Genomic DNA, 23,178 nt, shown 5'->3' on the forward strand with positions numbered 1-23,178 from the left:
AATCACCTCATATCTGCTTTATACAATTTATCATAGTACAGAATCGTTTCCAGGTCGGGATTTGCGACGACCGCATGGTCATCCATGCGGGATTTGACGATTTCCTCTATTCCGGTAAATGAAATTTCACCGTCTAAAAAGCGTCCGACAGCATATTCATTTGCAGCATTCATTACTGCCGGCATTGTGCCGCCTGCTTCCATCGCTTCATATGCATAGGCAAGCATCCGAAAACGGTCCAGGTCCATTGGTTTGAAATTCAGTTGGCTAAGGGCTGAAAAATCCATCGGGTTGTCCATCGCCATCCTTCGAGGATGACTGAATGCAAATTGGATGGCTGTCCGCATATCGGGTGTGCCCATTTGTGCCATGATGCTGTTATCTACGAATTCCACCATAGAGTGTATGGTACTCTCCTTATGGAGAATCGTAGAAATCTGATTGATATCGACATCAAAAAGCCATTTAGCTTCTATCACTTCAAGCCCTTTATTCATCATCGTCGCTGAATCGATGGTGATTTTCTTGCCCATCGACCAGTTGGGATGATTGAGTGCATCTTCTAGCGAGACATCCGACAATTCGCTTCGGGACAGATTCCGGAACGAACCGCCACTTGCGGTGAGGATGATTTTCTTCACTTCACTTAGGTTTTCACCACGCAGACACTGGAAAACTGCTGAGTGCTCAGAATCGATAGGAATAATCGCCACACCTTTTGCTTTCGCTTTCGACATGACGATTTCGCCGGCTGCAACAAGCGTTTCCTTGTTTGCCAAAGCGATGTCCTTACCCTGCTCTATCGCATGCAATGTCGGTTCCAGACCAACGCTTCCCATGATTGCGGTCAGAACCATATCGGAATCATCCGAGACCACTTCGATGAGGCCCCCAGCCCCTGAAGTGAACTCGATATGTGGATATTTCTGTGCCAGTCCCCGTCTGTCGGAATCGTCCTTGACGCTCACAAGCTTCGGTTCAAACTGTTCGAGTATTTCTTCAAGCTTTTTTATATTACCGCCTACGGAAATACTACCGATTTTGAAATGCTCACGGTTTTGGGCGATGACGTCCAAAGCTTGAGTCCCTATTGAACCTGTAGCGCCTAATATTGAAATAGTCTTCATTTATTTTCACCCAGTTCTATACTTAAGTTATAAGGGGCAGTATGTTCATAAGAGGCAATACAAAAATAAAGCTGTCGAAGCGATCAAGAACACCACCGTGTCCCGGAAGTAGCCTGCCCGAGTCTTTAACGTCAAAATGTCTCTTAAGGGCAGATTCGACCAGATCCCCAAGCTGTCCGAACATACTGAGTATCATCGTCAGCAATAGGAAGAGCATAATTTGTACGCCTTCGATCCATCCCATGAAGTAAAACAATAGACCGAGCAGGACACTGCAAAATATACCTCCCAAAAATCCTTCTATCGTCTTATTGGGACTGATCTGCGGCCATAATTTACGCCTGCCGAATGCTCTGCCGAATAAATATGCACCAGTATCCGTCACCCAGACAATGAGTAGTGCATAGAGTATGTAGATGAGGCCTGCTTCCCGTGTCTCATAGAAGTACATGAATCCGATGCCGACATAAGCTACAGCGAGCACGCAAAAACCCATGTCCACAAACGAAAATCTGTTTTTGCTGATGACGGTAAAACTCAACATCAACAGCGCCATCACGATGATCAGGTCAACCTGAAAAACTGATATGTGTGGCATATAGGATGCCTGGGGCATCATAATGATGAAGAGTGCCACCATGGATAAGATTCCAGGTATGGAAAATATGTGGATGCGGTTCATCTTCAAAATTTCATAAAGTGCTGTATAGGCAAGTAGAAAAACGGCAATCAGAAGTGGCCAAGCCCCCCATACGACGATTGGCACAAATATAAGTAACGCGATGATTGCGGTGATGGTTCTTGTCTTCATGTTACTCCTCCTCTTGGCCAAGTCCCCCAAATCGTCTCTCACGTCTACAATACTGTGAAATCATCTGATCTAGTTCATCAACTGAATATTCTGGCCAAAGTGTTTCTGTAAAAAATAATTCGCTGTATGATGACTGCCATAATAAAAAGTTGCTCAGCCTATATTCGCCACTTGTGCGAATCAGCATCTCCGGGTCGGGTATGTCAGTGGTCATCAGATGATCATCTACCATTTCTGCGGTGATATCCTGAGGTGACACATCCCCTTTTTCTATTTTGGCGCCTATGCACTTGAAGGCTTCAAGGAGCTCGTCGCGTCCGCCGTAGTTCAGCGCAAAAACCAGGTTCAGCCCTGTATTGCCACGTGTCTTTTCAACAGCATGCTGAACGGCTCTCTGCGTATGCTCCGGCAGGGATTCAAGACGTCCGATTGTCGTCACCCTGACGTTCTTCTCATCTAATTCAGGAAGGAAAGTGCCGAGAAAATCACCTGGCAGCTTCATCAGGTAATTGACCTCACTGATTGGCCGGGACCAGTTTTCTGTGGAAAAAGCATATAGGGTGAGATACTTTATACCCAAATCGGAAGCATGACGTGTTATACGTTTGACGTTCTGCATGCCTTCGTAGTGGCCGCTCACTCTTGGTTTGTTTTTCCGTTTGGCATATCTGCCGTTTCCATCCATGATGATGGCGATATGTTCAGGCAGCCCCTTTTCTGTCTTTATTTCTTGCTTCTTCCTACGAAACATAACAATCCTCCTGGAGCATTATAATTATTAGTATACATTTATAATAAAGAGTCCTCAATCAATTTATTCTACCATATATCGGAGGCATAAAAAAATAGGCAGGAAACTCCTGCCTTAAAATGTCATTTGGTTTAGACTGACATAATATCCTTTTCTTTTTCGTCACAAATGGCATCAATTTCATTAATGTGCTTATCTGTAAGCTGCTGCACATCGTCACTGTAGCTTCTGAGGTCATCCTCAGTCAGTTCACCATCTTTTTCAAGACGCTTCAATTCGTCATTTGCTTCACGCCTTACATTCCGGATTGCGACTTTAGCATTCTCGCCTTCCTTGCGTGCATCTTTGACGAATTCTTTACGGCGCTCTTCTGTAAGTTGGGGCACTGTGATGCGGATCATTGTACCATCACTTGTCGGATTTACACCCAAGTCTGCCTGTTGTATCGCTTTCAGGACATCATCTACGGAGCTTTTGTCATAAGGCGTGACAGTAAGCATCCTTGCTTCCGGCACAGCGATGCCTGCAAGCTGATTCACTGGGGTCGGCGCACCATAGTAATTCACCATTACACGATCGAGCATGTTTGAGTTCGCACGGCCTGTACGGATGGTGGCGAGTTCCCTGTTCAGGTTATCCAATGATTTACCCATCTTTTGTTTAGCGTCCTTAAGAATCGATTCACTCATTTGGTTTCTCTCCTGTTATTTTGTAATTTCTGTACCGATGGTCTCACCCGATACTGCACGTTTAATGTTGCCTTGCTCTGTAATCGAAAATACCACAAGTGGTATGTCATTGTCCATACAGAAGGATGAAGCTGTCGCATCCATGACCTGCAGATTCTCCTGCAGCATTTCCATATAGGTCAACTTTTCGTACTTATGGGCGTTTGAATCCGTCTTTGGATCTGCAGAGTAGACACCATCGACGTTATTTTTGCCCATCAATATGACATCCGCTTCGACTTCAGCTGCCCTGAGTGCCGCTGTTGTGTCTGTTGAGAAGTATGGGTTGCCGATTCCGGCTGCAAAAATGACGATACGACCCTTTTCCAGATGCCTGATTGCCCTTCTTCTGATATATGGTTCAGCAACTTGCTTCATCTCGATTGATGTAAGCACACGTGTTTCACACTCAAGTTGCTCAAGACTGTCCTGGAGCGCCAGGGAATTCATCACTGTAGCGAGCATTCCCATATAGTCTGCCGTGCCGCGGTCCATGCCCAGATCACTTCCAACTTTACCTCTCCATATATTGCCGCCGCCGACGATTACAGCGATTTCCACACCAAGTTCCTTTGCTTCGTAAACTTGCTTTGCAATATTTTTGATGACCACCGGATTTATTCCGAAGCCATCTTCTCCAGCCAATGCTTCGCCGCTTAATTTCAATACGATTCGTTTAAATTTGGAAGTTTCAGGCATAAGTCCCATCCTTACTTAATTTTTATATGAAATCAATTTAGAAAAAAAGACACCGAAGTGTCTTTTCCTTACTTATTCACTTGACCCATTACTTCATCAGCAAAGTTTTCTTCTCTTTTTTCGAGACCTTCGCCAACTTCAAAACGGATGAAGTTTTTAAGTTTGCCGCCTTTGGATTTGAGGAACTCTTCAACAGTCTGATCGGAATCTTTGACGAAAGGCTGGTCCACGATACAGATTTCTTCGAGGTATTTGCGCATTCTGCCTTCAACCATCTTATCTACGATGTTTTCAGGTTTTCCTTCATTAAGAGCCTGTTGTTTGAGGACTTCTCTTTCATGGTCGAGCTCTTCTTGTGACACGTCGTCCTTGGAAACATATTTTGGGTTCAGTGCTGCTGCATGCATCGCTACATCTTTAGCTGCTTCTACATCTGTAAAACCTTCAACCAACGTAAGTACGCCGATGCGTCCACCCATATGAAGATATTCGCCGAATGCATCATTATCTGTCTTTTCAGCCAATGCAAATCTTCTCAATGTGAGTTTTTCACCAATCTTCGCGACAGCTTCCTTCATCGCATCGTCAACCTTTTTACCATTCATCTCTGACGCGTTCAATTCATCGAGATCATGTGGTTTAGTCATCAGAATATGCTCAGCGATATCTTGAACCAACTTCTGGAACTCTTCGTTGCGTGCAACAAAGTCTGTTTCTGAGTTGATTTCTACGATTACGCCATCGTTGCCTTTGGAAGCAACGTGTACAAGGCCTTCAGCCGCGATACGATCCGCCTTCTTGGCTGCTTTGGACATACCTTTTTCGCGTAGATAATCTACTGCTTTATCGATGTCGCCGTCAGTCTCCTGGAGTGCTTTCTTGCAGTCCATCATGCCAGCACCTGTTCTTTCACGTAGTTCTTTAACCATTTTTGCAGTAATAGCCATTTATAATCCTCCTGGTCTTTAAATTCGGGAGTTTATGCCTTAGGGCAAAGGCTCCCACCTTTTAAAAAAGGTGATAAGAATAAATAACTTATCACCGTTTGAACATGTCTCTATTTGCTTTCGCCAGCTTCAACCGTTTCAGTGGTTTCTTCAGAGTCTTCTTCTGTCATGTCGATATTCTGCTCTTCAGCAATCTCATCATCTGAAACGCCGCGTTGTCCTTCAAGTACTGCATCAGCCATTTTACTGGTCATGAGCCTTACTGCACGGATAGCGTCATCGTTAGCCGGGATGACATAGTCGATTTCATCCGGATCACAGTTCGTATCCACCATTGCGACAATAGGGATACCAAGTTTTTTCGCTTCAGCAATCGCATTGCGTTCTTTTCTTGGGTCAACGATGAAGAGTGCTTTTGGCATCTCTTTCATTTCACGTATACCACCAAGGAATTTGATGAGACGTGCATATTCCTTGCGCAACTCGACTACTTCCTTTTTAGGCAGTACATCGAATGTACCATTCTCTTCCATCTTTTCGATTTCAGAGATGCGGCGGATACGCTTGGATATTGTTTTGTAGTTTGTCAGGATACCACCGAGCCATCTTTGGTTGACGTAAAGTTGACCAGCACGCTCAGCCTCTTCTTTGATTGAATCCTGTGCTTGCTTTTTAGTACCTACGAATAGTACTTTGCCACCTTCTTCAGAGACGCTTTTTACAAACTCATAAGCTTCCCCTACTTTTTTAACCGTCTTTTGCAGGTCGATGATATAGATGCCGTTTCTTTCCGTGAAGATGTATCTCTTCATCTTAGGGTTCCAACGGCGCGTCTGGTGACCGAAATGCACACCAGCTTCGAGCAGTTGCTTCATAGTAATTACTGCCATAATTGATTTCCTCCTCTGGTTTTTCCTCCAGTACAGCTATGGAAACGACCGTAAGGCACCTGTTTCCACTTCACCGGACTGTGCGTAATGGGCTTTTTCAGCCGTTAAATAATATACCATACTTTAGCCGATAAATCAAACTTTGATTCAGCTGCCTTTTCTGAGCTCTGGCAGGAAATCCTCTTTTTTAACTTTGATGAATGTCCCTTTCATTCCGAGTGATCTTGACTCTATGACACCTGCACTTTCAAGTTTGCGCAGTGCATTTACGATCACGGAGCGGGTGATGCCGACGCGGTCAGCCACTTTTGAGGCGACAAGCAGACCTTCATCGGAGCCGAGTTCATCAAAAATGTGTTCGATAGCTTCGCGCTCAGAATATGACAGGGAGCGGATCGCCATGGATATGCTTGCCTTATCCCTTGCTTTCTGTTCCATTTCTTCCTGCTTTTCACGGAGTATCTCCATGCCGACCACTGTACCCGCGTACTCTGCCAATACGAGATCACTCGTTTCAAACTTCTCGGTTACGCGTCCGAGAACGAGCGTACCCAGACGCTCTCCCCCGCCGAATACTGGTACGATACATGTTTCAGAGTCCTGGAAGGAATCTTCAGTCGGGAAGACTGTCATCGCATCATCAAAGCTGATGTTTTCTTTCGTTTCGCTGATCTTCATGATCATGTCCACATATTCTTGCGGGAACCTTCTCTGTTCAAGCATATCGTATATTCTTGGATTTTCGATTTTCTGGTTGATGCCATATCCAAGAAGCTTGCCTTTACGCGAGACGATGAAGACATTACATTCAATGACCCCACTCAGTTTTTCGGATACTTCCTTGAAATCTACCTTGACACCTTCTTGGCTTTGAATAAGTTTGTTAATTTCCCGTGTTTTCTGCAATAAATTCTCCATTGCTGATTCTCCTTTAGATTTATAATATGAATGCGCTCAGATTCTTATCTGACTTTATGTTGTCGAGTCTCGATAAAACGTATTGCTCTGTGATTTCCACATGGGCCCCCTGCATACCGCTTGCTTCAAACAGTAGTTCTTCCAGTAGCGTCTCCAATATGGTGTGGAGCCTCCTCGCCCCGATGTCATCGGTTCCGCTGTTGACTTCAAACGCAATTTCGGCAAGCGTATGGATGGCTGCTTCAGTGAAGGATATCGTGACGCCTTCTGTCGCAAGCAATGCTTCATACTGCTTGACCAAAGAACTTTTCGGTTCCTTCAAGATCTTCTCGAAATCTTCAGTTTTAAGTTTATCCAATTCCACCCGGATCGGGAATCGCCCCTGCAATTCAGGTATGAGATCGCTTGGTTTTGCCACATGGAATGCCCCTGCACCTATGAAAAGGATATGTTCTGTGGCTACTGGGCCATACTTGGTCTGAACCGTACTGCCCTCCACGATAGGCAAGATATCCCTCTGTACGCCCTCACGCGAAACATCGCCTGAATTCTGTCCACCTTTTGCGATCTTATCCATTTCATCGATGAATATGATGCCCATGGTTTCTGCCAAGGAGATTGCCTCATCGTTCACACTGTCGGTGTCGATTATCTTTTCTGCTTCTTGCCGCTTCAGATATCCCCGGGCTTTGCTGACAGGCATGGTTCTTTTATGCTTATTCTTCGGCATGAACTGCTTCAGCATATCCTGCATGCCACTATTGTCCATACCAGGCATCATCATCCCCGTCGGATTCTGTTCCTGCTCCACTTCAATCGTTACATCGGTATCTTCCAGTTGGCCTGCTGCGAGCTTCTCCCTCAGGTTCATGCGCTTCGTCCTGACTTCAGGGGTCACTTCTTCGGCCGGTTCATCCGATTGCTGGTTCATGAACATTTCGAAAGGGTTGGAGCTCTGCTTGTTCCTTTTTTCGCCGGGGGCAAGTAAGGTGATCAGACGTTCTTCAGCAAGTTTCTCCGCATCTTCCTCCACGAGCCTCATCTTTTCTTCTTTGACGATTTTTACGCTGGCTTCGACCAGATCACGTACCATACTTTCCACATCGCGGCCAACATAGCCGACTTCCGTGAATTTTGTCGCTTCCACTTTAGAGAAGGGTGCTCCGGTGAGCTTTGCCATCCTTCTTGCTATTTCTGTCTTGCCGACACCGGTGGGGCCGATCATCAAGATGTTTTTTGGCACCACTTCAGCTTTCAGGGAATCGTCCAACTGCATGCGGCGATGCCTGTTCCTCATGGCGATTGCCACTTTGCGCTTTGCTTCATGCTGACCGATGATATCCTCATCGAGCCGCTTTGTTATTTCTCTTGGCGTCAGATTATCTTTCACTTCAAAACGCTCCTTTAGTCTATCGTTTCTACAATTATATGGTCATTCGTGAACACGCAGATTTCACTGGCGATCAGCAGACTATCGCGGGCGATTGTTTCGGCATCAAGGTTGTCGCCATGCTTCTTCATTGCGCGTCCCGCACTCAATGCAAAATTACCGCCGCTGCCTATGGCCAGTATGCCGTCATCGGGCTCTATGACTTCGCCTGTACCACTGACCAGCAGCATGGTTTCCTTATCCATCACTATAAGCATCGCCTCAAGCTGCCTCAGGATTTTATCGCCGCGCCATTCCTTGGCAAGCTCAACTGCCGCTCTTGTCAGGTTGCCATTGTAAGCGTAGAGATTCGCTTCGAATTTTTCAAACAATGTGAATGCATCAGCCACACTCCCTGCAAATCCCGCGACTACCTTATCATCGAAAAGCCGTCTCACTTTCCTTGCCGAGTGCTTCATGACGACCTGGTTGCCGAGAGTTACCTGGCCATCACCGGCCATTGCCATTTTCCCTTTATGACTGATGCCGAATATCGTCGTTCCTTTTATTGCCATGTTGTCACCTCTTCTGATTCGCTGGATGGTGCTTCAAGTAAGTTCTCCTCAATTGTTCTTTGGAAACATGAGTATATTGTTGTGTCGTGGATAATGATTCATGCCCCAGAAGCTCCTGGACCGCCCTTAGATCTGCACCATTGTTCAACATATGGGTTGCAAAACTGTGCCTGATCTTATGGGGATGGAGGTGGAAATCACTCGCGCTCTTCTTCACCATCATATCGATTGCATACCGCAAGCCGCGATCGGTGAGTGGGCCATCCCTGTAGTTGACCCAAAGTCTTCCATTAGCTTCTATCACAGCCTTATGTTTATCCACATAATTCTTCAATGCCTCACCAGCATGTTCACCAAAGGGAAGGACACGTTCCTTATTCCCTTTGCCCCGCACCTTCAAAAGTCCATGATTGAAATCTATATCACTAATCTTTAACCCGAGTAGTTCAGATGCGCGCATCCCGGTTGCGTAGAGCAACTCGAGTATCGCCAAGTCACGTTCATACATCTTTGCATCTTTATCCAATGAATCGAATAGTTTTTCAATTTCGTTTTCATACATGAATCCTGGAAGATGCTTCTCTTTTTTCGGGTTTGGCAGATTCGTAAACGGATTGCCGGAAAGCTCTCCCTTGTCCATAAGATAATTATAGAAGCTTCTCAGGGAAGAAATTTTACGGGACACGGTGGATTTGCTCAACCCTTTTTTATAGAGCATATTCAAATAGTTTCTTGCATCCATGTACTTGAAAGAAGCATATTCAAGTCCTTCCTGATCAAGGAACTTAAAGAACTCTGCGATATCTATCCTATATGCCTCTACAGTATGTGGTGATAAATTACGCTGATATAGAAGCTGTTCAAGGAATTTCTCAAGATGGGACATGAACACACCCCCTTTTATCAGAATCTTATCACAATTAAGCCGCCAGCATCAATTGATAGCGTTATGCTGATTCCACCGTTCAATCAATGTCTGTAGCTCCAATAGTATATAATAACCTATTTTCCTTTGAAATGCACAAAGAAATACGAATATTTCCAATATTTTATGGAGGTCATAGAAAAATACCCATACAAAGATGGGTATTCATCTACTCCGCTTTCTCTTCATAGTCACAGTTTGTACATTTAACTTTTGCTGTCTTGCCTTTTTTCGTCTCTACCAGATAGTGGTCGCACCTTGGACAATTCCGTCCGATCGGGCGGTCCCAGGAAATGAAATCACATTCGGGATATCTGTCGCAACCATAGAATATCCGATTTTTCTTGGACTTCCGCTCAACGACCTGGCCTTTTTCACATTTAGGGCAGGTAACGCCTATTTCTTTGACGATTGCTTTCGTATTGCGGCAATCGGGGAAATTTGAGCATGCCATAAACTTACCATAGCGCCCTATCTTGTAGACCATTGGAGAACCACACTTCTCACAATCTTCACCGGCCGGCTCATCTTTTATTTCTATTTTTTCCATTTCTTCATCAGCACGTGCCACCTGAGGCTCGAAGCTTTTATAGAATTCGTCGATGACTGCCACCCATGATGCATCGCCTTCCGCGATGTCGTCTAGGCTCTTTTCCATAGTCCGCGTAAACTCGGTTTCAATTATATCAGGGAAATATTGTGTCACCGATTCATTGACGATCTCACCAAGTTCAGTCGGGAAGAAACGCTTCTGATCGATTTTGACGTAATTCCGTTTCTGGATTGTATCGAGGGTTGGAGCATAGGTTGAAGGGCGCCCTATACCCTGCTCCTCCAACGTTTTCACAAGGCGCGCCTCCGTAAACCTAGGGGGTGGCTGGGTGAAGTGCTGATTGGGCTTGATATCTTTTGAAACGACCGTTTCGCCTTCTTTGATATCCGGCAGCTTGTTCTCCAACTCTTCTTCCCCATCGTCATTTCCTTCAATATAGATCTGCATGAATCCTTTGAATTTGATCGTCTGACCGTTACTGCGGAAGATGACTCCATTATTAGACATCTCCATGCGTACAGTGTCCAATATCGCCGGTGCCATCATGCTGGCGATGAAACGCTCCCATATAAGCTTATAGAGCCTATACTGATCTCTGGATAAGTACTGCTTCATATTGGCTGGAGACCGGTTGGCACTGGTCGGCCTTACAGCTTCGTGGGCGTCCTGGCTTCCTTCCGCCTGCGCCTTTGAGGGCTTTTTGCCGATGAACTCCTTGCCGTACTCCGCTTCGATATACTCGATGGCTTCCTTCTGGGCGACCGGCGAGATGCGGGTGGAGTCTGTCCTCATATAGGTGATGAGCCCGACAGTGCCTCCTTTTTTAATATCGATTCCTTCGTAGAGCTGTTGGGCGACCATCATCGTCTTACGTGCCTTAAAGTTCAGCTTACGGGCTGCTTCCTGCTGCAGGGAAGATGTAGTGAAAGGCTTGGAAGGATTCCTTTTCTTCTCCTTCTTCTGTACAGATTCTACAGTGAAGTCGTTTCCTTTCAGCTGTTTCAACACATGTTCGACGTCATCTTTCGTCTTCAGTTTCATCTTGGCGTCTTCAAGGCGGTTGTACTTTCCTTCAAAATCACTTTTTGAATAATTGAAGAGTCCTGTAATCGTCCAATATTCCTCCGGTTTGAAATTCCTTATTTCGTTTTCCCGGTCTATGATCAGTTTTAGGGCAACGGACTGGACACGGCCTGCAGACAACCCTTTTTTGACCTTCTTCCATAAGACTGGAGAGATGTTGTAGCCCACAAGGCGGTCAAGTATACGCCTGGCCTGCTGGGCATCCACCAACTGCTGATTGATTTCCCCAGGCTGCTTGAAACTTTCTTTGACGGCTTCTTTAGTTATTTCATTGAACACTACCCTGTAGTATTCCTTATCGTCCCCTAAAGCGTGACTGAGGTGCCATGCTATGGCTTCGCCTTCACGGTCCGGGTCACTCGCCAAGTATATCCTTTTCGCTTTCTTTGCTTCTTTCTTCAACTCTTTGAGAAGAGGGCCTTTGCCTCTTATCGTAATATATTTAGGTTCATAATTGTTTTCAGTATCGATTCCTGTCTGACTGCGGGGCAGATCGCGGACATGCCCCATGGACGCAACGACTTTATACCTTTTCCCGAGATACTTCTCTATTGTTTTTGCTTTAGCAGGCGATTCCACTATTACCAGATTATCTGCCATAAGCCGTCCGCCTCCTTATTTGTGTTTTCAAATCCAAATAATACAGTGAATTAAAATTGTTTGTCAACTATAATTATTTTTAATATTTTCATTTGCTTTGTTGGCCGAAGAAAACCTCTTCCATTATATCACTCGGATCAAGCACCATTTTGGCACCATCCTGTATTCTTATATTTGTGCCTTTTGAGAGCGGTGAATGAATATTTCCAGGTATGCAGAATCCAATGCGGTTTTCATCCAAAGCCATCTCCAGTGTGATCATGCTGCCACCGCCGACTTCAGCTTCAGTGACCAGCACGCCCACCGACATTCCCGCTATGATCCTATTACGCGCAACGAACCGCCACTTCTCTATCGAAGTGCCGGGAGGGTACTCGCTTATGACCAGATGATGCGCTTCCATGAGGGTGCGGACATGTTGGGTGCTTTTGGGGTAATGCACGTCATGCCCAAACGCCAGCACACCGATTGTAGCCCTGCCATCTTTCATAGCCGCTTCGTGCGCAATGGCATCAGCGCCATAGGCGAGGCCGGAAACAATCGCTAGCTCTTGTGCAAGTCCTGGTATGATACCATCCAATGCCCGGCGTGTATAAGATCCTGCCTTCCGGCTCCCCACTACAGCTAGCTTGCAATGTGAAAAAAGTGTCAGGTCACCGCGATAATAAAGTATGTAGGGGGGATCATATATTTCCTTTAGAAGTGCTGGATAATCCGCGTCATCAATCGTAACATATCCAATGCGCTGTTCCCTTAAGATTTTAAACAGCGCTTCCCCCTCCATTTCCCGTGCATGGGAAATCTTTTCCGACAGTCCTTTCGGCGGGGATGCACTTCCTACAATATATTTCCTGTACTCCTGTACAGTAACTCCTGCAAAGCTTAATTTTAAATATTCCAATTACATTCCTCCCATCTCTTTTTGAATTATAGGAGAATTAATCCGACACCCCATGACATTTATGTTAAACCCTATGGAAATAACTGCCAAAAAAAGCAGAACCCTATATAGGGTTCTGCTTTTTCGTAGTCGTTCATATGATTTATATGTCGTTTATTTTACAGTGAGGCATTTTTCGTAAAGGCCGTCTTCCTTCTTGATGCGGTTGATTAGAGTTTCACCGATTTCAGAAGGCGTATCAGCCGTTTCGATACCACATGCGTTCATCGTTTTGATTTTTTCATCAGCTGTACCTTTACCACCGGAAATGATCGCCCCTGCGTGGCCCATACGTTTGCCTGGAGGAGCTGTCACCCCACCGATGAATCCTACGACAGGCTTGTTCATGTTTTCTTTGACCCACTCTGCCGCTTCTTCTTCTGCCGTACCGCCGATTTCTCCGATCATGACAACAGCTTCTGTCTCAGGATCTTCATTGAACGCTTTTAGCGTGTCGATGAAGTTCGTGCCGTTTACCGGGTCACCACCGATACCGACTGCAGTAGTCTGTCCGATTCCAGCTTCAGTCAATTGGTGCACCGCTTCATATGTCAATGTGCCGGAGCGGCTTACTACGCCGACATGACCTTTTTTGTGTATATATCCTGGCATGATGCCGATCTTGCATTCGTCGGCGGTGATTACGCCTGGACAGTTCGGTCCGACAAGACGCGTTTTCTTGCCTTCCATATAACGCTTGACTTTAACCATATCAAGCACAGGAATGTGCTCAGTGATACAGATCGCCATATCCAGTTCTGCATCGGCACATTCGACTATCGCATCGGCCGCAAAAGGTGCCGGCACATAGATGACAGATACTGATGCACCTGTTTCTTTCTTCGCTTCTTCAACAGTATTGAATACTGGCACGCCCTCTACTTCCTGGCCACCTTTACCTGGTGTCACCCCTGCAACAATCTGGGTACCATACTCAAGCATCTGCTTTGTATGGAACAGTGCAGTTGCTCCGGTGATGCCCTGAACTAGTACTTTAGTATTTTTATCGATAAATACGCCCACAGTAGATTCCTCCGTTTTTATTTATTATTGACCGCTTCGATGATCTTCTTGGCACCTTCAGCCATCGTCTGTGCAGAAATTATATCAAAATCGGATTGTGCAAGGATTTCCTTGCCCCTTTCAACGTTGGTGCCTTCCAGACGCACAACCAATGGGATATCAAGTCCGACATTTTTGACCGCTTCCACAACACCTTCAGCGATGACGTCACATTTCATGATGCCACCGAAAATGTTGACGAAAATACCCTCAACACCTTCATCTCCGAGGATGATCTTGAATGCTTCAGTTACTTTCTCAGTTGTAGCACCGCCTCCTACATCAAGGAAGTTGGCAGGCTCACCGCCGAAGTGGTTGATGGTATCCATTGTTGCCATAGCAAGACCGGCACCGTTCACCATACAACCGATGTTACCATCCAGCGCGACATAGGACAGGTCATATTTGGATGCTTCAATCTCTTTTGGATCTTCTTCATCCAAGTCGCGGAGTTCTACTATATCTTTATTCCTAAAGAGCGCGTTCTCATCAAAGTTCACTTTCGCATCCAATGCGAGTACTTCACCTTCGCCTGTTGTGACAAGTGGGTTGATTTCCATGATGGAACAGTCTTTTTCAGTAAATACTTTGTATAGGGAGAGCATCAATTTAGCCGCCTTGCCGACAGATTCCTTTGGAATGTTGATGTTGAAGGCAAGTCTTCTGGCCTGATAAGGCATGAGTCCGACTACAGGGTCGATGACTTCCTTGAAGATTTTTTCAGGAGTCGCTTCAGCAACTTCCTCAATCTCAGTACCGCCTTCTTCAGAACCCATCAATACGACGCGGTCTGTTGCACGGTCTACGACTAAACCGATATAGAATTCATTCTGGATGTCGCACCCTTCTTCGATCAGGAGACGTTTAACTTCTTTTCCTTCAGGACCGGTCTGGTGGGTAACGAGCACTTTGCCGAGCAGTTCCTTGGCGTACTCCCTCACTTCATCCAGCGTTTTGGCGATTTTAACACCGCCTGCTTTACCGCGTCCGCCCGCGTGGATCTGTGCTTTTACGACGTATACATCAGAGTCCAGTGTTTTAGCTGCTTCCACTGCTTCCTCAGGTGTATAGGCTACACTGCCGTTAGGCACGGCCACGCCCATGGAGCGAAAGATTTCTTTCCCTTGATACTCATGGATATTCATGTTCATCCTCCTAAGACTTTTTTAACCTTACCCCCCAATTATAGAAAAGGTGTTCATTAAAGTAAACTGCATTCCAAAAATTATTATTTTGACCGTATGGATTTCACCGGTTCAAATGTATGACGATGTATTTCGCACGGCCCGAATGAGTCAAGTGCAGCCAGATGTTCGGTTGTTCCGTATCCTTTATGGGCTGCGAATCCGTAACCTGGATAAACCGTCTCGTGATGCTCCATATATAGATCCCTTTCCGTTTTGGCGAGCACGCTGGCAGCAGCAATCGAGACGGAGTTTGCATCCCCTTTTATGATTGAGGTCTCTTCAATTCCCATGTCGATCGTCATCGCATCCACAAGAAGATGGTCGGGGGCAGTCGCCAGCTTGTCAACGGCACGCTCCATCGCCAGACGGCTTGCCTGATAGATATTGAGCCGGTCTATCTCATCGACGCTTGCGGTGCCTATCCCGTAGTCCGCCTCCGCCATGATTATCTCACGGAAGGCCCTCCTTTTTTTCAGGGAAAGCTTCTTTGAATCATCCAGGCCGGGCAACATGAAACCTTCCGGCAGAACGACCGCCGCTGCCACCACTTCCCCCGCAATGGGGCCGCGCCCAGCTTCGTCGACACCTGCAATATACTCGGCCTTGGCTTTTAGATTATGTTCGTATCGGCTCATGTGTTCATATTTCTTTCTCATCAGGGCTTCATTTTCCAGCCTCTTCCTATGGCGTTCTAATGATTTGGCTACGCCTTTCCTCGGGTCATCCCGCCATGGGGACCTGTTCAATTCATCAATTGTTGTATAGCCTCTCAGTTCTGTTTCGACCTCTGATATCTTCTTCACTGTGTATCCACCTTATCGAATGTATAGCGGCCAATCTTGCCATTTCTGATATCGTGGATGACCCGATTGGTCACAGCTTCATAGTTGATCTCATTTCCGCTTGCCTTCATACCCCTTGACTTGCCTATGGCATCGAATACTGTGACGATGTCATCATCTTGGCTGACAGAAATGTTGTAGAATGCATTAAAGCGCTCCGGGTCCCATTCAAGCAGATACTGCATGCCAAAGATTGCAACTTCATCAAGTGGCACTACCGTGTCCTTGATTGCACCGGTCAAGGCAAGTTTCTTTCCTGTAGCCTCATCCTCGAATTTCGGCCAAAGGATACCTGGCGTATCCAGCAGCTCCATCTGCTGTCCGGCTTTGATCCATTGCTGCTGTTTAGTGACGCCTGGGGTATTACCTGTCTTCGCACCTTTCTTTTTGGCAATATTGTTGATGACTGTGGATTTGCCCACATTCGGTATGCCTATGATCATGGCCCTTATGGCGCGCCGCCTGATGCCTTTTTCTTCCATTCTATTGAAGTCGTCGGCAGTCGCCTTTACCGCCAACGGCTCGATTTTTTTGATTATCTGATTGTGGCGGCCATCTAGGGCGACGGGATATTTCCCTTTACTCCTGAACTTAGATAACCAGCGGTCCGTAGCTTTAGGGTCGGCCATATCCACCTTGTTCAACACCACGACACGGGGTTTATGCTTTGTGATTTCATCCATCATGGGGTTATGGCTTGAATCTGGGATGCGGGCATCCAGTATTTCGATCACCACATCCACCTTCTTCAAGTTCTCTTCCACTTCCCTTCTCGCTTTGGCCATATGGCCCGGGAACCAGTTTATGCTCATATAAAAGCACTCCTATCTATAAATCCTCTATTTTATTTCATTAATTCATCCCTGTATTATATAATACAATCATCATTTAATAAACGACGGGAGGTGAGGGTCGATGATTTCGGTTGTAATTCCGGTTTTCAATGAAGCAGAAAATATTACGATGCTTGATGCAGAAATCTCATCAATCATGCAGGTAATCGAACATACCTATGAAATCATCTTCATCGATGACGGCTCACAAGATGGCACCTTGTCAAAAATCAGGGGGCTCTCCAACCCGAACATCAGATTCGTTTCATTTTCGCGTAATTTCGGTAAAGAGGCGGCTCTTCTTGCCGGCCTCAAAATGGCACGGGGGGACGCAATCGTCATCATGGATGGCGACATGCAACACCCACCTTCCCTCATTCCAGATTTAATCAGGCCCTACGAAACAGGATTCGATCAAGTGGTCGCCAAGCGCAACAGGGTGGAAGAACCACTCTCCAGACGCCTGCCCTCAAAGCTATTCTATCGCCTGATGAACGTTACGAGTACAGTGAAACTTGTCGATGGGGAGGGTGATTTCCGCCTCATATCAAGGAAAGTAGCTGATGCGATACTGTTGCTTAGCGAAAACAACCGATTTTCTAAGGGGATATTCGAATGGGTGGGCTTCAATAAGACTGTGGTCGAATTCGATCATATCGAGCGGGGTTCAGGAATCAGTACATTCAATCCACTCAAACTTTTGGATTACGCAATCGATGGCATCAGTGCGTTCAATCATCGGCCACTGAGGAGCTGTTTTTATTTGGGGTTGGCTGTTCTGGTTGTCTCACTCATCTATATATTGTACATGTTCGTCAATATTATGGTTAATGGCATCGATGTCCCAGGCTACTTCACGATCATCGCCAGCCTGTTGCTTTTAGGCAGTATCCAGCTGTTCTCGCTTGGCATCATCGGTGAATATGTCGGACGCATCTATATAGAGACCAAAGACCGCCCGAAATATATCGTCAAGACGTCTTCAGACAGCGATTCGGCACAAGGGGGCCATCATGGAACAGAATAGTGATATCAATGAAGTGCTCCGTTTCATTTTCGTCGGCCTTATCAACACCATCAATTACTATGCGCTCTACATTCTGTTGGTAAAGATGGGGGCACCTTATCTAGCGGCGCATCTCACGGGCTTCGCTGTAGCCTTCATCATTTCCTACTTCCTGAATTGCCGGTATGTATATAAAGTGCGGCCGACGTTGGCAAAGTTCCTGAAATTTCCACTAAGCCAGGTTTTCAATATGGGGCTCCAGACCGCTCTACTTTACCTGTTCGTTGAATCTTTCGGCTGGTCCGAGCCTTTCGCACCGCTGCCCGTACTGATCATCACTGTACCGTTCACATACATCGTCACCCGATGGATCCTGAAAGGTTAGGAGGAGTAAATTGAAGAAAATGAAGGCGCCTTTTTCAGCCATACATCTCATCGTCCTCATCAGTGTACTCTCGGTGCTATCCCATTCTTATCTCGTGTGGCGCTTCCTGTCACCGACTGACGATAAATTGAAGGTGTTCATGACGGGTGCCAACGACGGTCTGGAGCAGATGCTCCCCATGCAGCTATACCTCTACGAAAAATTCAGGGAGGGTACATTGTTCTATGACACCGATTTTGGCCTGGGTGGGGATTTCTACACGGATCTCGCCTACTACTATTCGACAAACATCATCCATCATATCAACATGATTCTGGTGCGTGTGGCGGAGTTCTTCATTGGCTTAGATGTCGCAAGCATCGATTTTTGGGCGTATAACGCATTTTTCATCTCCATCCTGAAAACATTCCTGATCATTTATTTTACATACCGCTTTTTGAAGTCGATCGGAAGCGCCCCTATCCCTGCACTGGTCGGGGGGTTCATTTTCGCTGCATCCCCCACATATTTCAGGTTCACCATCTTCTGGTCCTTTTTCAGCGACGTCTTCATCTGGCTGCCTTTGACTCTTTGGGCAATCGAGATACTCATCAGAAAAGGCAGACGCGGGTTATTTATATTTGCCGTTGCAGCCACGATGATAAACAATTTCTATTTTGCCTATTACCAATTCATCATCGCCCTTGTCTACTTGGGCGTGCGCCTGTTCTTTAAAAAGAGCGGTGACGCTTCCCGGATCGATACGTTGAAGCGGGCCATCCCGTCCGGCCTACTCGGCGCGGGCATTTCCTGCGTCGCCTTCTTCCATGCTGTGCGCGGGTTCTTCAATAATGACGACAGGGAGTATGAAGTCACTGTACCGCTTGTCTCGGAGCTAGGATGGCAGGACAACATATTTTATGAAAACTATCTGATAATCATCCTGTTCCTGGCTCTCCAGGCTTTATTCACCATGAAGCTCTACCGCCACTATTTCTTTCGGCTGTTTGCAGTGCTGACGATCGTCTTCATGCTATTTACGTTGTCGCCGTACGTCGACACTTTCTTCAACGGTTTCCAGCAACCCCAGAAAAGATGGCATTATATGCTCGTCTTCTTCCAGGCTGCACTGATTGCACTATATCTGTCAAAATTCAGGACCATCCCGCTCAAGCAGTATCTCACAAGCCTCATCCCAGTCTATATCATCATTGCACTTTCCGCCTGGATTAAAGGTGACATTGTAATTTGGGTGTGGATCATTCCGCTGATCCAGTTCTTGGGTTACCTATTGTACTTCAGATGGGGAAACAGACCCCTGGTTCAGTCCGCGCATATCTCTGCCATCATCACCTACGTCATGATGGTCGCCGCTTCGCACACCGAATCACAGATCTACCACGATGGCATCACTGACCGCAATCACCTGTTCTATATCAACAGCAACCACTACGCGAGTGACCTCCAGGAATATAACATCGATTGGATACAACAGAGGAAACAGCCTGAACAGAAGATAGACTACAAGGTCAAAGAACAGGATAATACGCCACTATATATGGATTTCAACGGCACCAGCCTCTATTCGAGCATCATAGACGGCGAAATCATCGACTTCTATTATAATGACCTGAAGGTCAATATCCGTTATGAATCCATTAGCCGCTACTCGACATTCCAGTCGCGGAGCAATCTATTCTCCCTCTTCAACGTCGATTATATGATGCGCGGCAAGCACCATTACGGCATACCGCTCAAGTTTTCACCCATCAAGGAGGATGGCACTTATACGGTATATGAGAACACTCTGCCACTTCCCTTCGTCAGGCAAGCCTCCCGCATCTATGACCCGGATGAACTGGAGGGCCCTCTGGAGCGTGAGCATGCCATGCTAAAAGGAATAGTGACCGACGCAAGGCCTCCAAATGCTTCTGAGCCGTCCCCTGAAAATATAATGGGCGAGATAGAAATTGCACCACAGAATGCCTCCTATACAAACGGCATTCTGGAGATCCCTTCAGACGACGGCGGTTTCATGTTCGACTTTTCCAATATTGAAGCTGCTGAAGAAAGTGATGTATACATTGAAATGTCCATCGAACTCATGGAGCCAATCAAGCGGTTCACCATCGATGTTGACGGCTATCCGAATGAAAGGTTATTTGCCACCAGCAAATACCGTACGTATGCGGATGACCTGCTCTACCGGGTCAAACTGAAGGATAAGATCCCTATTTCGTTTCCAGAAGGCCGATATGCCGTGGACATTGAAGGCGTGTACATCGAAGATTATGATTTACTTGAACAGCAGAGCAGAAAAGAGCCTCCAAGTTATACCGTGACCGAAAAGGCAAATTCCTACATCATAGAACTCGACGACCCTGAACCTGGTTTAATAACTGTGCCCATGATCTTCAGGGAAGGCATGACTGCTACTGGAGATGCTTCCGGTAAATTGGATACTTTCAGGGCAAACTACTTGATGACGGGATTTGAAACGGAGGGTGACAGTGTTGTCACCATTTCCTATACCCCACCGTATTACTGGACCACTTTACTGGTCAGTATAGTCTCACTGATTCTCTCCGTTTTTTGGGTCCCGGCAAAGGATTTCCGTAAAAAAGGCAAATAAAAAAAGCCTGACATTCAATGTCAGGCTTTTTACGTTTTCTATCTGCGTTCTCTGATACGGGCAGCTTTACCACGCAGGTTACGCAAGTAGTAGAGCTTCGCACGACGTACACGGCCACGGCGTGTCAATTCGATTCTTTCGAGTTTAGGGGAATGTACAGGGAATGTACGTTCAACACCTACGCCATAAGAAATTTTGCGGACTGTGAATGTTTCGGAAATTCCACCGCCGCGACGTTTGATTACGACACCTTCGAAAACCTGGATACGCTCGCGGGAACCCTCTACGATACGTACGTGAACACGGACGTTGTCTCCGGCCCTGAAATCAGGCAGGTCAGTTTTAAGCTGGTCCTGCGTCAGTTCATTGATTAATTGCTGTGACATGTTATCTTCTCCTTCTTCCAATTATCTTGCCGATTATAGCAGCGGATGATTGTGTATATGTGTGTTTCACACTCGTATAATATTACCACAATAGCCACCGTGTTTCAACGGCTTAAATGCAAATTATCGGATGTCCTTATCACTCGAGTAGATCCGGACGTCTCTCCCTGGTGCGCTTTAGACTTTCTTCATGGCGCCATTCTTCAATCAGCTTATGATTGCCGTTAAGCAACACCTCAGGCACTTTCATACCCCTATATTCTCGAGGTCTGGTGTAGTGCGGATGCTCGAGAAGCCCTGTGCTGAAGGAATCCTCCTGATGACTCTCTTCACGGTTCAGCACGCCGGGAATCAGTCTGACTACGGCGTCCGTCATCGTCATGCTGGCGAGTTCCCCACCCGTCAGCACGTAGTCACCGATGGAGACCTCATCCGTCACAAGACTTCTAATCCGCTCGTCATAGCCCTCATAATGGCCACAGATGAAGACGATATCATTTTCTGTGCTCAATTCCTCAGCCATCTTCTGGTCGAAGGGGCGTCCTTGCGGACATAATAATATGACCCGGGGATCATCGAGTTCAAGGGATTCCATGGCATTGAAGACAGGTTCGGGTTTAAGCACCATACCCGCGCCACCGCCATATGGATAGTCATCGACCTTATTGTGCTTATTGCCGGAAAAATCACGGAAATTGATCGTATGATAGTCGACGATGCCTTTTTCTTTGGCGCGGCCGAGTATCGAAGTGTTTAGGATGCCATCGTACATTTCTGGGAAAAGCGTCAAATAGTGAATATTCAATCCAACAGTCCCTCCATGGGATGGATGATGATGTGGCCTGCCTCAAGATCCACCTTTTTAACTACGTCTTCTATATAGGGAATCATATATTCCCGCTCTCCTTTGACGACCCAGACATCGTTGGCCCCTGTTTCAAAGATGTCAGTAACAGTTCCAATCGATTTCAAGGAGTCTTCAATCTTGGCTTCCAAACCGATGATATCTTTGTAATGAAATTCATTTTCCGCAAGCGGCAATTGGACTGCATCAGCTTCCTGCATCACTTCCTTGCCCTTCAACTCCTCTACATCATCGAGGCTCGATACTCCTTCAAATTGCAGCAGATGGAAATTTTTGTGTGTACGATACTGTGCAATTTCAAAGTCTTTCCCATCTATTTCCACGATATTGCCTGGACTGAATCGTTCTTTTGAGAAATCAGAGTCACTGAGCACTTTGACTTCTCCTTTCACACCATGGAAATTCACCAGCCGGCCTATACTTATTCTCATCATATCCCCCATTTCTTCATATATCTTGTATTAAAAAAGGCACACCTCGCGGTGTGCCTAGTCAACATCAACAAACACTTTCTTTGAACTGCCATGATTGGCATTGGACATGATCGTGCGCACTGCCCTGATCATACGTCCGCGCTTGCCTATGACACGGCCGATATCGTCTTTATGGACGGTAATGCTGTAGGAGATTGCGTGATCGGTCTCTTCCTCAGCGATTGTGAGCATCTCAGGATGTTCAAGCACCGGCTCAAGAATTGTTTGAAGCAGTTTCTGCATTGGGACTATTTCCCATATTTTGCATTATGATAACGTTCCATAACACCTTTTTTGCTCAGGATGTCACGTACCGTATCACTTGGTTTAGCACCATTCTGAAGCCACTCAAGGGCTTTTTCCTCATCGAGGTCAACAATGTTGTCCCCTTTTGAGATAGGATTGTATGCACCGATCTGCTCGATGATGCGTCCATCCCTCGGGCTGCGGGAATCTGCAACTACAATGCGGTAGTAAGGTTTCTTTTTAGAACCCATGCGTGTCAGTCTAAGTTTAACTGCCATCTTATATTAACTCCTTTCAATTCCTGTATTATTCGTTTTCACTTTTACTACTATAACAGATGGTTAAAATCCTGTAAAGACTTTTTAC

General features: G+C 46.2%; 25 protein-coding genes. 3 read left to right on the forward strand and 22 right to left on the reverse strand.

Annotated features, from left to right (window positions below; all coding sequences use genetic code 11):
- Positions 1 to 2: 2 nt before the first annotated feature.
- The 17 genes from dxr to ylqF form a co-directional block, all read right to left on the reverse strand.
- The gene (dxr, locus tag ACFFLE_RS09775; RefSeq protein ID WP_380570908.1) at positions 3 to 1,127 is read right to left on the reverse strand and encodes a 1-deoxy-D-xylulose-5-phosphate reductoisomerase; all 1,125 of its coding nucleotides are present in this window, start codon (positions 1,125 to 1,127) and stop codon (positions 3 to 5) included.
- A gap of 22 nt (positions 1,128 to 1,149) precedes the next feature.
- Positions 1,150 to 1,938, reverse strand: a complete 789-nt coding sequence (locus ACFFLE_RS09780) for a phosphatidate cytidylyltransferase (protein WP_380570909.1) — start codon at positions 1,936 to 1,938, stop codon at positions 1,150 to 1,152.
- A 1-nt stretch (position 1,939) separates the two neighbouring features.
- Positions 1,940 to 2,689, reverse strand: coding sequence for an undecaprenyl pyrophosphate synthase (uppS, locus tag ACFFLE_RS09785; RefSeq protein WP_380570911.1), 750 nt, complete (start codon positions 2,687 to 2,689; stop codon positions 1,940 to 1,942).
- A 131-nt stretch (positions 2,690 to 2,820) separates the two neighbouring features.
- Positions 2,821 to 3,378, reverse strand: a complete 558-nt coding sequence (gene frr / locus ACFFLE_RS09790; RefSeq protein ID WP_380570912.1) for a ribosome recycling factor — start codon at positions 3,376 to 3,378, stop codon at positions 2,821 to 2,823.
- A gap of 15 nt (positions 3,379 to 3,393) precedes the next feature.
- Positions 3,394 to 4,116 (reverse strand): UMP kinase, encoded by a 723-nt coding sequence (gene pyrH / locus ACFFLE_RS09795; RefSeq protein ID WP_380570913.1) that lies wholly within the window; start codon positions 4,114 to 4,116, stop codon positions 3,394 to 3,396.
- Positions 4,117 to 4,184: 68 nt separating this feature from the next.
- Positions 4,185 to 5,063, reverse strand: a complete 879-nt coding sequence (gene tsf / locus ACFFLE_RS09800; RefSeq protein WP_380570914.1) for a translation elongation factor Ts — start codon at positions 5,061 to 5,063, stop codon at positions 4,185 to 4,187.
- 110 nt (positions 5,064 to 5,173) lie between these two features.
- Entirely contained in the window at positions 5,174 to 5,953 is a 780-nt protein-coding gene (gene rpsB, locus ACFFLE_RS09805) for a 30S ribosomal protein S2 (RefSeq protein ID WP_344701388.1), read from the reverse strand.
- A 147-nt stretch (positions 5,954 to 6,100) separates the two neighbouring features.
- Entirely contained in the window at positions 6,101 to 6,871 is a 771-nt protein-coding gene (codY, locus tag ACFFLE_RS09810) for a GTP-sensing pleiotropic transcriptional regulator CodY (protein WP_380570915.1), read from the reverse strand.
- Between the two features lie 19 nt (positions 6,872 to 6,890).
- Positions 6,891 to 8,261: an ATP-dependent protease ATPase subunit HslU gene (hslU, locus tag ACFFLE_RS09815; protein ID WP_380570916.1), complete on the reverse strand. Its 1,371-nt coding sequence runs from the start codon at positions 8,259 to 8,261 to the stop codon at positions 6,891 to 6,893.
- A gap of 14 nt (positions 8,262 to 8,275) precedes the next feature.
- Positions 8,276 to 8,815 carry an ATP-dependent protease subunit HslV gene (gene hslV / locus ACFFLE_RS09820; RefSeq protein ID WP_380570917.1) on the reverse strand — a complete coding sequence of 180 codons (540 nt, stop codon included), beginning with the start codon at positions 8,813 to 8,815 and terminating at the stop codon, positions 8,276 to 8,278.
- A gap of 4 nt (positions 8,816 to 8,819) precedes the next feature.
- Complete coding sequence (gene xerC / locus ACFFLE_RS09825; protein WP_380570918.1) at positions 8,820 to 9,701, reverse strand: tyrosine recombinase XerC; 882 nt, start codon at positions 9,699 to 9,701, stop codon at positions 8,820 to 8,822.
- A gap of 208 nt (positions 9,702 to 9,909) precedes the next feature.
- Entirely contained in the window at positions 9,910 to 11,976 is a 2,067-nt protein-coding gene (gene topA / locus ACFFLE_RS09830) for a type I DNA topoisomerase (RefSeq protein ID WP_380570919.1), read from the reverse strand.
- An 88-nt stretch (positions 11,977 to 12,064) separates the two neighbouring features.
- Positions 12,065 to 12,877 (reverse strand): DNA-processing protein DprA, encoded by an 813-nt coding sequence (dprA, locus tag ACFFLE_RS09835; RefSeq protein WP_380570920.1) that lies wholly within the window; start codon positions 12,875 to 12,877, stop codon positions 12,065 to 12,067.
- Positions 12,878 to 13,030: 153 nt separating this feature from the next.
- Complete coding sequence (sucD, locus tag ACFFLE_RS09840; protein WP_344701374.1) at positions 13,031 to 13,939, reverse strand: succinate--CoA ligase subunit alpha; 909 nt, start codon at positions 13,937 to 13,939, stop codon at positions 13,031 to 13,033.
- A gap of 17 nt (positions 13,940 to 13,956) precedes the next feature.
- The gene (sucC, locus tag ACFFLE_RS09845) at positions 13,957 to 15,123 is read right to left on the reverse strand and encodes an ADP-forming succinate--CoA ligase subunit beta (RefSeq protein ID WP_380570921.1); all 1,167 of its coding nucleotides are present in this window, start codon (positions 15,121 to 15,123) and stop codon (positions 13,957 to 13,959) included.
- Positions 15,124 to 15,206: 83 nt separating this feature from the next.
- The gene (rnhB, locus tag ACFFLE_RS09850; protein WP_380570922.1) at positions 15,207 to 15,968 is read right to left on the reverse strand and encodes a ribonuclease HII; all 762 of its coding nucleotides are present in this window, start codon (positions 15,966 to 15,968) and stop codon (positions 15,207 to 15,209) included.
- Positions 15,965 to 16,819: a ribosome biogenesis GTPase YlqF gene (ylqF, locus tag ACFFLE_RS09855; protein ID WP_380570923.1), complete on the reverse strand. Its 855-nt coding sequence runs from the start codon at positions 16,817 to 16,819 to the stop codon at positions 15,965 to 15,967. The genes rnhB and ylqF overlap by 4 nt, the downstream gene beginning before the upstream one ends.
- A 103-nt stretch (positions 16,820 to 16,922) precedes the next feature.
- Here ylqF and ACFFLE_RS09860 point away from each other — a divergent pair, with 103 nt between their 5' ends.
- The 3 genes from ACFFLE_RS09860 to ACFFLE_RS09870 are packed head-to-tail and all read left to right on the forward strand — an operon-like array spanning position 16,923 to position 20,842.
- A complete protein-coding gene (locus ACFFLE_RS09860; RefSeq protein WP_380570925.1) occupies positions 16,923 to 17,867 on the forward strand; it encodes a glycosyltransferase family 2 protein in 945 nt (314 codons plus the stop codon).
- Entirely contained in the window at positions 17,854 to 18,231 is a 378-nt protein-coding gene (locus ACFFLE_RS09865; RefSeq protein ID WP_380570926.1) for a GtrA family protein, read from the forward strand. Before ACFFLE_RS09860 ends, ACFFLE_RS09865 begins: the two co-directional genes overlap by 14 nt.
- A gap of 19 nt (positions 18,232 to 18,250) precedes the next feature.
- Complete coding sequence (locus ACFFLE_RS09870) at positions 18,251 to 20,842, forward strand: YfhO family protein (protein WP_380572117.1); 2,592 nt, start codon at positions 18,251 to 18,253, stop codon at positions 20,840 to 20,842.
- Between the two features lie 38 nt (positions 20,843 to 20,880).
- Here the strand turns inward: ACFFLE_RS09870 and rplS are convergent, their stop codons facing one another.
- From rplS to rpsP, 5 genes are all read right to left on the reverse strand, one after another.
- The gene (gene rplS / locus ACFFLE_RS09875; RefSeq protein ID WP_344701362.1) at positions 20,881 to 21,228 is read right to left on the reverse strand and encodes a 50S ribosomal protein L19; all 348 of its coding nucleotides are present in this window, start codon (positions 21,226 to 21,228) and stop codon (positions 20,881 to 20,883) included.
- 139 nt (positions 21,229 to 21,367) lie between these two features.
- A complete protein-coding gene (gene trmD, locus ACFFLE_RS09880) occupies positions 21,368 to 22,033 on the reverse strand; it encodes a tRNA (guanosine(37)-N1)-methyltransferase TrmD (RefSeq protein ID WP_344701360.1) in 666 nt (221 codons plus the stop codon).
- Positions 22,030 to 22,524 (reverse strand): ribosome maturation factor RimM, encoded by a 495-nt coding sequence (gene rimM, locus ACFFLE_RS09885; RefSeq protein WP_380572119.1) that lies wholly within the window; start codon positions 22,522 to 22,524, stop codon positions 22,030 to 22,032. Before rimM ends, trmD begins: the two co-directional genes overlap by 4 nt.
- A 57-nt stretch (positions 22,525 to 22,581) precedes the next feature.
- The gene (locus ACFFLE_RS09890; RefSeq protein WP_380570927.1) at positions 22,582 to 22,809 is read right to left on the reverse strand and encodes a KH domain-containing protein; all 228 of its coding nucleotides are present in this window, start codon (positions 22,807 to 22,809) and stop codon (positions 22,582 to 22,584) included.
- Between the two features lie 5 nt (positions 22,810 to 22,814).
- Entirely contained in the window at positions 22,815 to 23,090 is a 276-nt protein-coding gene (rpsP, locus tag ACFFLE_RS09895) for a 30S ribosomal protein S16 (protein WP_380570928.1), read from the reverse strand.
- Between the last annotated feature and the right edge of the window lie 88 nt (positions 23,091 to 23,178).

It is taken from the genome of Salinicoccus siamensis, assembly GCF_042429615.1.
In the GTDB taxonomy this organism is placed as follows: Bacteria; Bacillota; Bacilli; order Staphylococcales; family Salinicoccaceae; genus Salinicoccus; species Salinicoccus siamensis.